Annotated in this window: 14 protein-coding genes; 9 read left to right on the forward strand and 5 right to left on the reverse strand. The window is 51.7% G+C overall.

Features of this window, described 5'->3' with window-relative positions; genetic code table 11:
- Positions 1–185: 185 nt before the first annotated feature.
- Together BN6628_RS05020 and BN6628_RS05025 are read right to left on the reverse strand one after the other, a co-directional pair.
- Positions 186–605: a bactofilin family protein gene (locus BN6628_RS05020; RefSeq protein WP_068615140.1), complete on the reverse strand. Its 420-nt coding sequence runs from the start codon at positions 603–605 to the stop codon at positions 186–188.
- Between the two features lie 93 nt (positions 606–698).
- Positions 699–1,664, reverse strand: a complete 966-nt coding sequence (locus BN6628_RS05025) for a M23 family metallopeptidase (RefSeq protein WP_068615142.1) — start codon at positions 1,662–1,664, stop codon at positions 699–701.
- 196 nt (positions 1,665–1,860) lie between these two features.
- On the opposite strand from BN6628_RS05025, the gene cls reads away from it, so the two are divergent.
- The gene (gene cls / locus BN6628_RS05030; RefSeq protein ID WP_068615145.1) at positions 1,861–3,291 is read left to right on the forward strand and encodes a cardiolipin synthase; all 1,431 of its coding nucleotides are present in this window, start codon (positions 1,861–1,863) and stop codon (positions 3,289–3,291) included.
- A 7-nt stretch (positions 3,292–3,298) separates the two neighbouring features.
- Here cls and ligD read toward each other — a convergent pair whose 3' ends face one another.
- The 3 genes from ligD to ku form a co-directional block, all read right to left on the reverse strand.
- Complete coding sequence (gene ligD / locus BN6628_RS05035) at positions 3,299–4,192, reverse strand: non-homologous end-joining DNA ligase (RefSeq protein ID WP_068615148.1); 894 nt, start codon at positions 4,190–4,192, stop codon at positions 3,299–3,301.
- A 278-nt stretch (positions 4,193–4,470) separates the two neighbouring features.
- Positions 4,471–5,415, reverse strand: coding sequence for an ATP-dependent DNA ligase (locus BN6628_RS05040; RefSeq protein WP_068615151.1), 945 nt, complete (start codon positions 5,413–5,415; stop codon positions 4,471–4,473).
- Between the two features lie 97 nt (positions 5,416–5,512).
- Positions 5,513–6,418, reverse strand: coding sequence for a non-homologous end joining protein Ku (gene ku, locus BN6628_RS05045; protein WP_068615154.1), 906 nt, complete (start codon positions 6,416–6,418; stop codon positions 5,513–5,515).
- 279 nt (positions 6,419–6,697) lie between these two features.
- On the opposite strand from ku, the gene tsaE reads away from it, so the two are divergent.
- From tsaE to BN6628_RS05085, 8 genes are all read left to right on the forward strand, one after another.
- Positions 6,698–7,192 carry a tRNA (adenosine(37)-N6)-threonylcarbamoyltransferase complex ATPase subunit type 1 TsaE gene (tsaE, locus tag BN6628_RS05050; RefSeq protein ID WP_187386110.1) on the forward strand — a complete coding sequence of 165 codons (495 nt, stop codon included), beginning with the start codon at positions 6,698–6,700 and terminating at the stop codon, positions 7,190–7,192.
- A complete protein-coding gene (tsaB, locus tag BN6628_RS05055; protein ID WP_068615157.1) occupies positions 7,189–8,040 on the forward strand; it encodes a tRNA (adenosine(37)-N6)-threonylcarbamoyltransferase complex dimerization subunit type 1 TsaB in 852 nt (283 codons plus the stop codon). The genes tsaE and tsaB overlap by 4 nt, the downstream gene beginning before the upstream one ends.
- A 12-nt stretch (positions 8,041–8,052) precedes the next feature.
- Positions 8,053–8,574 (forward strand): ribosomal protein S18-alanine N-acetyltransferase, encoded by a 522-nt coding sequence (rimI, locus tag BN6628_RS05060; RefSeq protein WP_068615160.1) that lies wholly within the window; start codon positions 8,053–8,055, stop codon positions 8,572–8,574.
- Positions 8,571–9,620, forward strand: a complete 1,050-nt coding sequence (gene tsaD / locus BN6628_RS05065) for a tRNA (adenosine(37)-N6)-threonylcarbamoyltransferase complex transferase subunit TsaD (protein WP_068622003.1) — start codon at positions 8,571–8,573, stop codon at positions 9,618–9,620. The genes rimI and tsaD overlap by 4 nt, the downstream gene beginning before the upstream one ends.
- A 448-nt stretch (positions 9,621–10,068) precedes the next feature.
- The gene (locus tag BN6628_RS05070) at positions 10,069–10,857 is read left to right on the forward strand and encodes an SDR family oxidoreductase (RefSeq protein WP_068615163.1); all 789 of its coding nucleotides are present in this window, start codon (positions 10,069–10,071) and stop codon (positions 10,855–10,857) included.
- Positions 10,858–11,106: 249 nt separating this feature from the next.
- Entirely contained in the window at positions 11,107–11,763 is a 657-nt protein-coding gene (locus tag BN6628_RS05075) for a cysteine hydrolase family protein (protein WP_082926802.1), read from the forward strand.
- Positions 11,764–11,965: 202 nt separating this feature from the next.
- Positions 11,966–12,709, forward strand: a complete 744-nt coding sequence (locus BN6628_RS05080; protein WP_082926803.1) for a glycerophosphodiester phosphodiesterase — start codon at positions 11,966–11,968, stop codon at positions 12,707–12,709.
- Positions 12,706–13,896, forward strand: coding sequence for an SLC45 family MFS transporter (locus BN6628_RS05085; protein ID WP_068615168.1), 1,191 nt, complete (start codon positions 12,706–12,708; stop codon positions 13,894–13,896). The genes BN6628_RS05080 and BN6628_RS05085 overlap by 4 nt, the downstream gene beginning before the upstream one ends.
- The last annotated feature ends 35 nt before the right edge of the window (positions 13,897–13,931 follow it).

Here is a 13,931-nt window from a genome sequence, read left to right on the forward strand (position 1 = left end):
AAGTCCTCACAGCATTAACTTCCGGGCAGCCAACCCGTTCGGGCAAGAAAGCCGGGTAGGCTAGTTAAATAATAAAAGAAGGGACACATTCTCACAGGAGTGTGTCCCTTTATTGTGCTGTGCAATTACAGCATATTGGGGGCTTGGATAGGTGGGAGACCGGGCTGTTCATATACTTCTGCAATTTAGCCGGCTTCAGGCTGAGGAGTTTTTTTGCTCTTATTGTTGGAGTTAGGGGAGGGCACCGCGCTGATCAAGGGCTTCTCCATAATACTGATTCCGTTTAATACTCCGCCTTCCGCAATGACCAGGGAATGGGCGGATACATTTCCGTCAACATGCCCGCTGGCCGTAATGGTCAGTTTGCCTTCTGTAGTAATATCACCAAACACTTTACCCGCCACAATAATCTCATTTCCTTTGATTGAAGAGTGGGCTTCTCCTGATTCCCCAATGACAATCTCACCCGTACATTCAATTTCCCCTTGGAATTTCCCCTCCAACCGGAGGTTGTACTCCGAGCGGAGTTTTCCTTCGAAATGGCTGCCTGCACCAATCAGGGTATGAGTTCCTTTTACAGCGGTATTTTTGTTATCTTTAAACATGATATTCCTCCATTATTTTGATTTGTAGAAGCCGAATTAACGAAGGCCTAGGAATAAGCAAAAGGGTGAAGTGATTCTGGAGAAGCGCATAAATTAATTCAAATAGGGAACTGGGTCTACCGGTTCATTCTCCTTAACGACCTGGAAGTGCAGATGGGGGCCGGTGCTTCGTCCGGTGGAGCCGAGCTTGCCGATCACTTCCCCTTTTGTGACCTTCTCACCTGTATTAACTTGAATTTTATTTAAGTGCATATACCATGTCTGAAGTCCGCCTGGATGTTGAATAATAATAAAGTTGCCTCTTGCAGGAGAGTGATCGGCCTGAAGAACCGTGCCGGCCCCCGCCGAATAGATCGGATCTCCTATTTCCCCGGAAATATCGACACCTGCGTGAAAAGCGGCTTTCTTGGTGAATGGATCCGTACGGTAGCCGAAGCTGGAGGTCGTGCGTCTGGAGAGTGTTGGCCATAAGGAGGGGGTGCCGGACATCGATTCATGAATGGCTTCAGCTTGGTCAACCATAGCGGGGATTCTATGGAGCATAGCCTGGATAAGGGCTGACATTTCCGCATAATCATCCCGGGTGGCCTGGCCGGATATTCTGCTGTCCACATCATGAACCGCGATGAATTCTCCGCCGATATAGGAGGTGTCGCCCGGAGTGGCTGCTTCGGACGTTTTGCTGTTGCCAGTTCCGAACTTATTAATAATCTGCTGCAGCTCATTCTCCATCTGCGAGACTTTCTTGATCTGGCTTCTCATATTCTTTGACTCCGCTGTGAGAGTCACGAGCTGATGTTGAAGCCGGCGAATGGCCTCCTCTTTGTCCGTTACGACCGCTTGAAGCTGTGTGTTGCTGCTCTGCAGTTCCTGTTCCAGACTCGCGGCTGTGTGGTTGGAGTAGGCTTGAAGGCTTACAATCAGGCTGGATATGGAGAGCAGAGCAACGAGGGGAACCGTGATGACCAAGGGCTTGGACACCTGGATTTGCTTGACGGACTGGTTGGCATCCTGCAGCACAAGCAGGGTCATTTTGCGGGACAACGGGGCATTTTTCATGGCATCTCCTTTCATAAAGAACTGAAATTTTGATATTTTTCTTTAATTCATCCAACATTACTTCTATAATTTATGTATTCACCGCTCTCTCAAAACATGCTTAAAAGACCAGACTTATATGGCTATCATAGGGATCCGGTATCCGGGTATTCCATGCTGCATGCCAAATAGATAAGGATATAGAAGGGGGACATCCATGCTTTGGCTGGTTATTGCGCTGATAGCTTTCATATTTCAAAGCGCGACAATATTAATACTCGAATTTAAAAATCCCTCCAAAACCGTAGCCTGGTTGTTCATCCTGTTTTGCTTCCCGTTAATCGGCTTTGTTCTCTATTATTTTGTTGCCCAGGACTATAAGAAACGTAAAAATCTGCGTCGTAAGGGAACGAGATTGTTTCAAGAGATGAAAGGAAGACTGTGGCGCCAAGCGAAGATTGTGAGGCGGGTGGAAGAGATGCAAAACCCGGAATTCCATCATCAGGAGAGGCTGTTCAATCTCTTGACTCATCTGTCTGAAAGTCCGATCACAGGCTGTAATGCCACCAAGGTGTTAACGAACGGGGAGGACACCTATGATGCGATACTTAGTGAAATGGACAAGGCCAAAGATCATATTCATATTGAATATTACATATTCAGAAGTGACGAAGTAGGGAGAAGGTTCAAGGAGGTTATGATCCGCAAGGCCCGGGAAGGGGTCAAGATCCGGATGATCTGCGACGGTCTGGGCAGCTATTATTTGAAAAATGAATTTATCCATGAGCTGAAAGAGGCGGGAATTCAATTCTACTTCTTTCTCCCGCCCCTTATCGCGACGATTGACAGGCGGATTAACTACCGTAACCACCGGAAGATTGTTGTGATTGACGGAACGGTGGGTTTTCTGGGTGGGATCAATGTCGGTGAAGATTACCTGGGGCTGTACCCCAAGCTTGGAGAGTGGCGGGACACCCATCTGCAGATCGAAGGCGACTCGATTTATTTCCTGCAAAATACATTTCTAACGGACTGGAGGCTGGCCTCCGGGGAGCGGATTTCGGACCCTGCTCTATTCCCCGAGCATAACTGTGCGAAGAATGAGCAGGTTCAGATTCTCACAAGTGGCCCGGACCAGCAATGGGATGCAATCCAGGAGATGTGCTTTGAAGCGATAGCTGTAGCAAAGAAACGGGTATGGATCACCAGCCCTTATTTCATTCCGGACCCAAGTGTGTATGCGGCTCTCAAGACGGCCGCCGTCAGTGGGGTTGAGGTCAAGATTATCATTCCTTACAATTCCGACAGCAAGCTCGTTCATCTGGCCTCGCTCTCCTATGTAGAGGAGCTGCTGCATGCTGGCGTGAAGTTTTACCAGTATACCAAAGGCTTCATCCATGCCAAGGTGATGATCATCGATGACCTGCTGGCAACGGTTGGAACCGCAAATATGGATATGCGCAGCTTCTTTTATAACTTTGAGATGACAGCGGTGCTGTTCGACCAGGCTCCTATCCGGCGGCTCATGAACGATTTCGAGGTGGATTTGACGCACTGCCGCCCTATCCATCTCCGGCAATTCTCCAAGCGATCCCGTCTTCAGAAAGGGGCGGAGATGCTGACACGAATGCTGTCACCGTTGTTATAATGGAAGGTTACTTCACCCGGTTTAAGTGTTTCAAAATCAAATCTACGGATTGAGGCGGCACGGCTTGAAGCAGGTCGCCTTTTTGCTGCAGCCGCTGGGCAATATTATTCAGATTAAACTCGGAAGGGTGCGGGTTCTGGCGGACCTCCTCCCAGGTTAACGGCGTGGATACGCTGGCTGCAGGTTTAGCCCGGGGCGTATAGGGGGCGGCAAGAGTTTTGCCGCTGTAGTGCTGAAGATAATCAAAATAAATTTTGTCTCCCCGGTCCTTTTTCAGGCGTTCAATCGTGAACAAAGAGGGAAAGCGTTCTGTAACAAACCTGGCAATGAAATGTCCAAGCGTCCGAAGCTCATCAAAGGTGACCCCGTATTCAATCGGGACAATGATCTGGACTCCTGTCGCCCCTGAGGTTTTAGGAACCGATTGAAGCCCCAGGGAGCCGAGAATATCTCCCACATGGGCGGCAGCCTCCATAATCCGGGGGTCCTCTTCGAGAGTGGGATCGAGATCAATCATCCACTCACAGGGAAGGGAATCATTGACATAGTGGAGGGAAGGGTGGAACTCTATGGACGCCAGATTCCCAAGCCACAGCAACGTTGGCAGATTGTCCAGCACGATATACCGGATATTCTCATGTGTTGCGGTGTTCACGAAGTCCGGCAGCGGTTCGGGGGCATTCTTCTGGTAAAAGAAGGGCCCGTCCACTCCGCCCGGATACCGGATCGTTGTTAACAAGCGGTTGCGGCAGTAAGTAAGAAGGTAGGGAGCCAGCTCCGCCAGCTTCTTCAGATAATCGCGCTTGGTGATTCCGGCCTCCGGCCAGAGCAGCTTGCCTGGATTGGATACGGGAACCTCATAGCCTTCAACGGTGATAGTACCTCTGACAGTTTTAGGCAAGCGAAGCAGCTCCTTTGTTCATTGTGGTATAGACAGCTGGTGGGAAAGAAAGTTTAACCTTTGGCAATAGGATCTGCAGAAGGCATTCCTGCGGGAGTTCTAAAGCAAGCAGTGTGCGGCATGGGTTGCTATGGATTAAGCAGCAGCGGCTAAGCCAGTTAAGCCGAGTACAGATTATGATCCATGTTAAAATGCAGTTGATATTCAGTCTATATAGAATGAAAGGTAACCTTCATAAGTTCATTTTATATAGGCGGGTTGTACTTGAGAAAAGTCCCTTAGCTGGACCCAAACCTGCACATCTTCGGATCAGCGGAGACCAACGCCTGGATGCTCGGCTGGCGGAGGGTGCCACCGGGTGTCCATTCCAGAAAATTAACCTTCACGGTGAGCTGAGGACTTACCCAGTAAGACTCCTTGCTCCGGGAAGGCAGGGCGGCAAAGGGGAGCACAGTTTGAGTAAGCGGCTTGAGTGTCTCCGTGATGTCTCTCCAGTCCTGAACGGTCAGCTTGCCGGTACCCGCATGCCCGATATACCAAAGTCGCCCCTCTTGATCGTACAGACCGAGCATAAGCGCGTTAACAATTCCCCCCCGCAGAGTATAACCGCCAATGACAGCAACAAGATCCTGAATGACCTTCTTTTTCATCCATCGTTTATCCTTGCCATCCGGGGCGTAGGTACTGTTCAGGTCCTTGACGATCACGCCTTCCATGCCATGCTGGCTCATGACCTCATACAATACGCCGGGAGACGGGAAGTCGGCTGTGATCTGAACCCTGTCCGTAGGTTTCACCGTCTGTCTAAGCAGTTCCTGTCGTTCTCTTAAAGGCAAGCTTGTCACCCATGATCCGTTGTAATACAAAATATCAAACAGCATATAGGTCACTGGAACCTCCTGCTGAACACGGCGAATGTTCTCTGCCTTGCGTGAACCGTCCCGGCGCATCACCTCATGGAAGGAAGGCTTGCCTTGATCCAGGGCAATAATCTCGCCGTCGAGGATCACCGAATCAGCCCCGCAGTATTCACCAATAGAAGTTAATTCCGGGTATTGAAGAGTACGTTCGTTAAGCTTGCGGTTAACAAGCTGAACTTCATGACCGTCATAATAGGTTAGCATTCGCACACCGTCCCATTTAATCTGAGCGGTCCAATCTTCTCCTTCGGGAAGCCGGTCTGTGGTCACCGGCTCAAAAGGAATAATGGGTTTCAGGTTCATAAAGCCCACCCCTTAGCATGGAATCGGGTATGGGCCAGGTTAGCGCCGAATATGTCCATATTACGGACGATAGGGGGATGTTCCAGCCCGGTCATCATCAGCTGATCGTCTTCTTGGCTTTGCTGGAGGTTTTCCGCTTCGGCTTAGGTGCTGCTGCTGTGTCAGCGGCTTCATCCGCCGCGGCCGTCCGTTTGGTCCGGGTTTTCTTCGCAGCAGGCCCCGGATCAGTGGCAATAGGCTTGACCGCTTCAATGCTCGCCTGCAGCGCAGCCATCAGGTCGATTACATTGCTCTCCGGTTTGGCCGGAGCCAGGCTGATTTCTTCCCCGGCGATTTTATGCTGGATCAGGTTCATCAGGGATTCGCGGTAATCATCCGTGTATTTGGATGGCTCAAACGGGGTGGAGAGCTGTTCGATCAGCACCTTGGCCATTCCAAGCTCCTTATCGTTGACACCGGCGGCTTCCGGAAGATTAGGAACCTGACTGATCGGGCGAATCTCGTCCGGGTAGAAAATGGTTTCAATCGCGAGACACCCTTCCATAACCCGGATCGCTGCGAGGCTGCTCTTGGAACGGATGGCAATCTTGGCAATGCCGATCTTGCCAGTCTGCTTCATCGCTTCAAGAAGCAGCAGATAGGCGTTGGAGCCAGCCTGATCGGGAGAAAGATAGTAGGTTTTCTGAAAGTAAATGGGATCGATATCCTCAAGGTTGACAAAATCAAGGATGGTAATGGTTCGTTCCACCTGCGCGGAGAGCTGCTCAAGCTCCTGCTTCTCAAAGAGGACATACCTCCCCTTTTCATATTCGTAGCCCTTGGAAATTTCCTCCCAATCCACATCCTTCTCACATGAAGGGCATCTCCTCACATAAGAGATCGGGCTTCCACAGGTTTTGTGAATGTATTTCATGGAAATGTCCTTGTCTTCCGTGGCGGAGAACATCTTCACGGGCACGTGAACAAGTCCGAAGCTAATTGCGCCCTTCCATACGGTATGCATGTTGTTCCAGCTCCTTTCAAAAAAGGTTATTAATGATCCGGTACGGTCCATAATCGTGCTGTGATACCTTTAGTATGGGACAAAAAAGGCTTTCTAATAACAGTCTTCCCCTATACAAATCATGATAGGCTTTCTTGCGGGGGGGACATGGTACCGATATAATGAGAACAGATGTATGGCCTGTGAATTTGGTCATACCGTGTAAGAGAATGACCGGAATCATCATGACAGGCATGGTGCAGTGCGTGTCCCTTTTCCGGGTAAAAGGTGGTTGGTTGAGTGGAAGAATTAAAACATAAAGCGGATCTCGTCTGGAATGCAAAGGATCTGGAGGATACGGGCAGACTGGCAAGTCTGCTGGCGCACAAGGCAGCGCCAGGCACTGTGATTGCGCTGGATGGCGATTTGGGTGCGGGCAAGACGGCATTCTCCCAATTGTTTGCGAAGCAACTGGGCGTACATGAACAGGTGAATAGTCCGACATTCACGATTATTAAGGAGTATGAGGGCAGATTGCCTTTTTATCATATGGATGTGTACCGCTTGTCGCTGGAGGAAGCGGATGAGCTTGGGCTGGAAGAGTACTTTGATGGACAGGGAGTTACACTTGTGGAGTGGGCCAGCCTGATCACCGAAATTCTGCCGCCAGAGCATCTGCATCTGTACATTGAAGTGACCGGGCTGAGCGAGAGACGGATTTATCTTAAGGCTGAAGGCAGCCCTTATTGCGAGTGGGTACAGGCCTTCAAGACAGAATGGGGAACCGGATTATGAGCGAAGAAGTGAGCAAATCTACGAAGTACACATTGGCTTTTGACTCGTCCACGGCTTCATTGGCTGTGGCGGTGATGAATGGGGGCGATCTGCTGGCTGAGAGGAATATTACAGCAGAGCGGAACCACTCGGTTCATCTCATTACGGCAATTGAAGAGGCGCTGGGCGAGGCCGGTGTCCGAAAGAGCGAACTGAGCGGAATAGCTGCAGGTGTGGGGCCGGGGTCCTACACGGGCATCCGGATTGCAGTGACCACGGCGAAGACGCTGGCGTGGTCGATGGCTCTGCCGGTGGCGGGCATCTCCAGCCTCGCGGCGCTGGGGCTGGGCGGCTGGGCCGAGGGCACAGATCAGCCGCCAGCAGCCTTCGCGGCCGCGGCGGGCAGCCCGGCCCGCCAAGGCACAGCAGCCGGTGAACAGGCTGCTGTTGGAAGTGCGCCAGCGGAATGGATTATTCCGCTGGTGGATGCGCGGCGCGGTCAAGTGTACACCGCGCTGTTTGAGGCAGCGCCGGGCAAGCTGCCCCGGCGCCTTGAGCCGGACGGCATCCGGCTGATGGAGCGCTGGACTGCAGCGCTTGCCGGACGCCTGGAGGCGCTCGCGCCAGAGGCGCGGCCATCCGCCGTGTGGTTCACCGGCGAGACCGAGCTGCACGCGGAAGCTGCCGAAGTACTCCGCCCCCTTCTGGGAGGGCGGCTTCAGATCCGGCCGCATCTGCTGCAGGGGGCGTGGGCCGGTCTGCTGGGCGCGGACCGGCTCCTAAGGGGAGAATCGGACGAGGTGCATTCGCTCGTCCCGAATTACACCCAGCTTTCGGAGGCTGAGGCAAACCTGGCTCGCGGCAAATAAGGGGGGACGTTAATGGAAGAGGCGCAGATTATGGGAGGCCTGCATGGGGCGGACGGCATCCGGTTTCGTCCGATGACGCTGGACGATATCCCCGATGTGATGGTCATCGAACATGAGTCATTTACGCTGCCTTGGACGGAGAATGCGTTCCGCAGTGAGATGACGCAGAATCATTTTGCCAAATATATCATTATGGAGAAGAATGGGGACCCGATTGGTTATGCAGGCATGTGGACCGTAGTGGACGAGGCCCATGTGACCAATATCGCGGTGCGTACGGCATACCGGGGGCAGCACTTGGGTGAGCGGTTAATGCGGGAGATGATGCTCATGGCCGGACGGATGGGCATGACCAAGATGACCCTGGAGGCGCGTGTATCCAATACGGTGGCACAGTCCCTATACAGCAAGCTGGGATTCCGTCCGGTCGGGCTGCGCAAGGCCTATTACTCTGACAATCAGGAGGACGCACTGATTATGTGGTGTGACCTCCCTGAAGATATCGTTGCAGAAGGAAGCGAATGGAACTTATGAGCATATATGATAAACCAACGGATCAGGATGCCTATATTCTGGCCGTGGAGACCAGCTGTGACGAGACCTCGGTAGCTGTGGTCAAGAATGGGCGGGAGGTGCTCTCAAATCTGATCTTCAGTCAGATTGAGACCCATAAGGCTTTCGGCGGGGTAGTGCCGGAAGTGGCTTCCCGGAAGCATGTGGAGAGCATTACGCAGATGCTGGAGGAAGCGGTTGTACAGTCTGGGATAGCTCCAGCCCAGCTGTCCGCGGTTGCGGTGACACAGGGGCCTGGACTTGTGGGAGCGCTGCTTGTCGGGATCATGGCGGCCAAGAGCCTCGCATTTGCCCTGGACAAGCCGTTAATTGGCACGCATCATATTGCCGGGCATATTTATGCCAACCGGCTGGTGCAGGAGATTGAATATCCTTGTATGGCCCTCGTTGTATCTGGTGGACATACGGAGCTTGTGCTGATGGAGAAGGAAGGGCATTTCCGGCTGATTGGCCGGACGCGGGATGATGCGGTTGGCGAGGCTTACGATAAGGTAGCCCGGGCCCTTGGGTTCCCTTACCCGGGCGGGCCTTATGTTGACCGTCTGGCCCATGAGGCTGAGCAGGCGACACTGCTTCCACGCTCCTGGCTGGAGCCGGATTCGTATGATTTCAGCTTCAGCGGGTTAAAGTCCGCTGTATTGAATGTGTTGAATCAGAGCCGGATGCGTGGGGAGGAGCCTGACCTGGCAGCCATTGCACGCGGGTTTCAAGAGTCCGTGATCGAGGTGCTGGTCGAGAAGGCGGTTCGGGCTGTACGGGAGACGGGAGCCAAGGAACTGCTGCTCTGCGGCGGCGTGGCTGCGAACCGCGGGCTTCGCGAAGCTCTGGCACAGCGGTGTGATCAAGAGGAAATCGTCCTACGTATTCCGCCATTGAAATACTGTACGGATAATGCGGCCATGATCGGGGCTGCCGCATATTTGAAATGGAAGAGTGGGGAGTTTGCTCCCCAGACAATGAAGGCCGAGCCTGGACTTTCTCTTGAAGCGTGGTCGGTAGAAGATTAGGATTAGGATAACCCCTCTATGGAAAGAACGAGGAAAGCCACCAAGCTCACCTGATAAGCTGCAAGCTTTAAGGTGGGCTTTTGTCTATAAGGAAGCTTCGGATTATGCTGTAATTATTCATGGTATGGGTCAAGGGGTATAGGGCTATAGAGGAGAGGACTCTTGATCAGAATTAGAACTCACCATGCGGAGGATTGCAGGTGATGACCGGACTCACGTCCGATTTAGCCTGGTCCAGCCAGCCAGGAAGACTAAGGCTATGAGTTCTATGAAGCCTGGGATTCCAGATTAGTGGCTGCCGGTTTGTGAAGAGGTTTTAACCCGGGATTGAGCCACACAATTCATAATGTATATTAAGCTTGCACATCCTGGACCTGGCTGAAGATCGGTTGCTCTACTGATTCTATTAGCTAAGCAGGTTACAGGATGATTATAGGAGGTGCTCGAATTGGACTTGGGACTGGAAGGGAAATCTGTATTTGTCGCAGCAGCGAGTAAAGGTCTCGGCAAAGCCAGTGCGGAGGCTTTCGCACGTGAAGGGGCCAAGGTGACGATTGCAAGCCGGAGTGAAGAGCATCTTATCCGTGCAGCTGAGGATATCGAAGCTAGTACAGGTCAGAAGGTGGCTGTCATTCAGATGGATGCTACAAGCCAGGACGATATTGCCCGGGCTATTCGCACTACAGTGCAGACTCAAGGCGGTCTGGATGTCGTGGTTACGAACGCGGGCGGGCCTCCGGGTGGAACTTTTGCCGATATGCAGGATGAGGATTGGCAAAAGGGGTATGAGCTTAATCTGCTAAGCGTGATCCGCATGATTGGGGAAGCTCTTCCACATCTGCGCTCCGCCGGTTCTGGAAGAATCGTCAATCTGGCATCAACCTCGATCAAACAGCCGATTGAAGGTTTGATTCTATCCAATGTGTTCCGGGCCGGGGTACAGTCGTTGACCAAGACCCTTGCCGGGGAGCTTGCGGACAGCGGCATTTTGATCAATACGGTTGCCCCGGGGCGAATTGCCACAGACCGCATAACAGAGCTTGATTCCAAGCGGGCCGAAAGTGAGGGCAGCTCCTTGGAGGAGATTCAATCGCGGATTGTTAAGGGGATTCCGCTGGAACGGATGGGGGAACCGGAGGAATTTGCCAGGGTAGTGGCTTTCTATGGATCTTGGGCCAATACCTATGTCACCGGACAATCCATTCTTGTGGACGGCGGGATGGTCCGTAGCTTATAACAGCAGTAGAGGCGGGAGACCGTCATTTCACAAATATGAACCTTTCTGCACTGGTGTGTGCGGAAAGGTTTTTTTATAGGTCCTGATAAAATTCCCGATTACTTAATTTACCTGTATACGATACAATCTTTAATAACCAATCAGCCTGTGCTGAGCAGGCACAATGCCCTGCCAGCTGAATTGCGATCTATTGGGGGAACGGAAAAGATAAGGCGGTTAGGAACTTCTATATGAATGAGGGGAAAGAAGATGTCTAAGTATACGACACCTAATCTGGAGAAGGCTGCTGTGATTACTATTGACACCCAAAATGATTTTACGCTTCCGGGGGCAGTTGCCGAGATTGCCGGAACCTATGAAGTCCTGCCCAACATGGCCAGAATTCTGGAAACCTGCAGATTGCGGAATATGCCGGTGGTGCACGTTATTCGCATCTATGAGCCGGATGGGTCCAATGCCGATCTTTGCCGCAGAGAGATTTTGCAAAATGGAAGTCAAATTGTTCATCCGGGTACGTTCGGGGCCCAGCTGGTGGATGTAATCAGTCCGGACCCTAACGTCCAACTGGACTATGAGGCCTTGTTGAATGGGCAGATTCAGCCGGTAGGACCGGAGGAGTGGGTGATGTATAAGCCAAGATGGGGCGCGTTCTACCAGACAAGTCTGGAGAAGTTTGCCCGTGAGTTGGGCGTGGATACGCTGATCTTCATCGGTTGTAATTTTCCCAACTGTCCTAGAACTAGTATTTATGAAGCAAGTGAACGGGATTTCAAGGTGATTCTGATTGAGGACGCCATGTCTGGCGTATATGAGAAGGGAATTCAAGAGCTTGCGAACATCGGAGTGCATACATACAAGACCGAGCAGCTCCTTTCCAAGCTTGAGACTTTGAATAAAGTGCTGTGAGCAGAACCTGCTGCTATACAAGTTAACTACTGCTATACAAGTAAGATTGCTGTGTGAAACGTTCTTGCCCCGTGCCTATTGGTAATTCTCGTGTTCAACTTATATAACATAGATTTTACATTCAGGGATTATAGTTATAGGGATGAATGATTTTCTTTTCCGTTATATGATGAATGCTTTTAGCTGCTAAGGAGGAAGCGCGGTGCACACTTGTATTAATATTGCCCATCGGGGCGCGGCCGGGCATTGTCCTGAGAATACGATGGCTTCATTTATCAAAGCCATTGAGCTTGGGGCGACAGGAATCGAGACGGATGTGCAGATGACCAAGGATGGTCAGCTGGTCCTGATCCACGATGAGACACTTGCCCGCACAGCCGGATCACCGGAATGGGTGAAGGATCTGACATGGGCCGAGCTGCGGGAGCGGGAGGCCGGCTCTTGGTATCATTCCGATTACCAGGGGGAGCGGATTCCTTCATTGGAGGATTTGCTGGAATTGGTAAGAGGCTATGAGCTGATGATTAACCTCGAACTGAAGAACGGAATTGTCCAGTACCCTTCACTTGAAGCCAAGGTGATTGAAGTGGTCCGCCAATATGAGCTGGAGGAGCGGGTGATCCTGTCCAGCTTCAACCATTATTCTTTGGTGGAATGCAAGAGATTGGCTCCTGAGATGCGTACAGGCATTCTGTACATGGAAGGGTTATACGAGCCTTGGGATTACGCCGCAAGGATCGGGGCAGATGCCCTGCATGCCTTCAAGTATGCATTGACGCCTGAACTCGTGGGAATGGCTGCCGCGAAGGGCATGCCTTATCACCCGTTTACCGTGAACGAACAACAGGAGATGAGAGCCCTTCTGACCGCCGGAGTCTCGGGCATCATTACGGATTATCCGGACCGGCTGGCGGCTCTGCTGGCTGAGGCGGAGGATAACGGATGAGAAAGACATGGCTGCTGGGGCTTGGCTTCTTCAGTATCAGTCTGACTTGGGCGTTGTATAATGCGTTTGTGCCCCTGTTCCTGGATGATTACTTGAACAAGGCGGCACTGATTGGCTTTATGATGACAATTGATAACTATTTGGCGCTGTTCATTCAGCCGTGGATTGGCTACCGGAGCGATAAGACGCATACCCGGTATGGCCGGCGTATGCCTTATCTCCTGATTGGAATGCCGCTGGCGGCTGTGTTTGTTACGCTCATTCCCTGGTATAACAGCCTGGTTATGCTTGTGGTGTTTATGGTTCTGATGAATCTTTCAATGAGTCTATTCCGCTCACCGACGGTAGCCCTGATGCCGGATATCACACCAGAATCTAAGCGGACCAAGGCTAATGGAATCATTAATTTTATGGGCGGGCTCGGTTCTGTGCTGGCTTTCGGCGTAGGCTCCACATTGTATGGAATGGGTTCTTACCTTCCGTTTCTCGGGGCGGGTATGATCATGCTTCTCACGCTGGTTGTCCTGAAGCTGGTCATTCGTGAGCCTGTTGCAAGCAGCCAAGGTGCTGGGGAACAAAGCGCTGTCCGTATCAAGGATCAGCTGGATCGTACAACCGTGTTTATCCTCCTGGCGATTTTCTTCTGGTTCGTTGCTTACCAAGGAGTGGAGACACTGTTCACCCTGTATGGGACAAAGTATCTTGAAATGTCGGATAAGGACGCATCCTTCTCACTCACATTCTTCTCCCTTGCCTTTCTGATCTTTGCTCTTCCCAGCGGATGGCTTGGAGCCAAGTTTGGCAAAAAGAGTGTCATAACGGCTGGTGTATTGGGACTTTTCATTATATTTGGGTCCATACTGTTTGTTCATTCTATACTGCTGCTTCGAATTCTCCTGATTGTGGGAGGGATCTTCTGGGCCTGCATCAATATTAATTCGTATCCATGGGTGGTGGCGACCGGTAGAGAACAGAGCATCGGAACCAGAACTGGATTGTATTATCTGGTTTCCTCGCTGGCCGCGATTATCTCGCCGCCGCTGCTTGGCTGGATGATGGATTTGTTCGGCTACCCGATGCTGTTTATAACGGCTTCCGCTGGCCTGTTGCTCGCGTTTCTTTGTCTTCTTGCCGTGCGCGGAGAACAGCCGGATACACCAAGCGGAATTCAGGCTCCATCCTTATAAATCTAACGACCCGATCAATGTGTGAAGAAAGGAAG

It is taken from the genome of Paenibacillus tuaregi, assembly GCF_900086655.1.
In the GTDB taxonomy this organism is placed as follows: domain Bacteria; phylum Bacillota; class Bacilli; order Paenibacillales; family Paenibacillaceae; genus Fontibacillus; species Fontibacillus tuaregi.

Bases quoted from the DNA above. Each gene is read 5' to 3' on its own strand.
- BN6628_RS05085 (WP_068615168.1), top strand. From the start codon at position 12,706: ATGAGAAAGACATGGCTGCTGGGGCTTGGCTTCTTCAGTATCAGTCTG.
- BN6628_RS05025 (WP_068615142.1), bottom strand. From the start codon at position 1,664: ATGAAAAATGCCCCGTTGTCCCGCAAAATGACCCTGCTTGTGCTGCAG.
- cls (WP_068615145.1), top strand. From the start codon at position 1,861: ATGCTTTGGCTGGTTATTGCGCTGATAGCTTTCATATTTCAAAGCGCG.
- rimI (WP_068615160.1), top strand. From the start codon at position 8,053: ATGGAAGAGGCGCAGATTATGGGAGGCCTGCATGGGGCGGACGGCATC.
- tsaB (WP_068615157.1), top strand. From the start codon at position 7,189: ATGAGCGAAGAAGTGAGCAAATCTACGAAGTACACATTGGCTTTTGAC.
- ku (WP_068615154.1), bottom strand. From the start codon at position 6,418: ATGCATACCGTATGGAAGGGCGCAATTAGCTTCGGACTTGTTCACGTG.
- tsaD (WP_068622003.1), top strand. From the start codon at position 8,571: ATGAGCATATATGATAAACCAACGGATCAGGATGCCTATATTCTGGCC.
- BN6628_RS05040 (WP_068615151.1), bottom strand. From the start codon at position 5,415: ATGAACCTGAAACCCATTATTCCTTTTGAGCCGGTGACCACAGACCGG.
- BN6628_RS05020 (WP_068615140.1), bottom strand. From the start codon at position 605: ATGTTTAAAGATAACAAAAATACCGCTGTAAAAGGAACTCATACCCTG.
- BN6628_RS05075 (WP_082926802.1), top strand. From the start codon at position 11,107: ATGTCTAAGTATACGACACCTAATCTGGAGAAGGCTGCTGTGATTACT.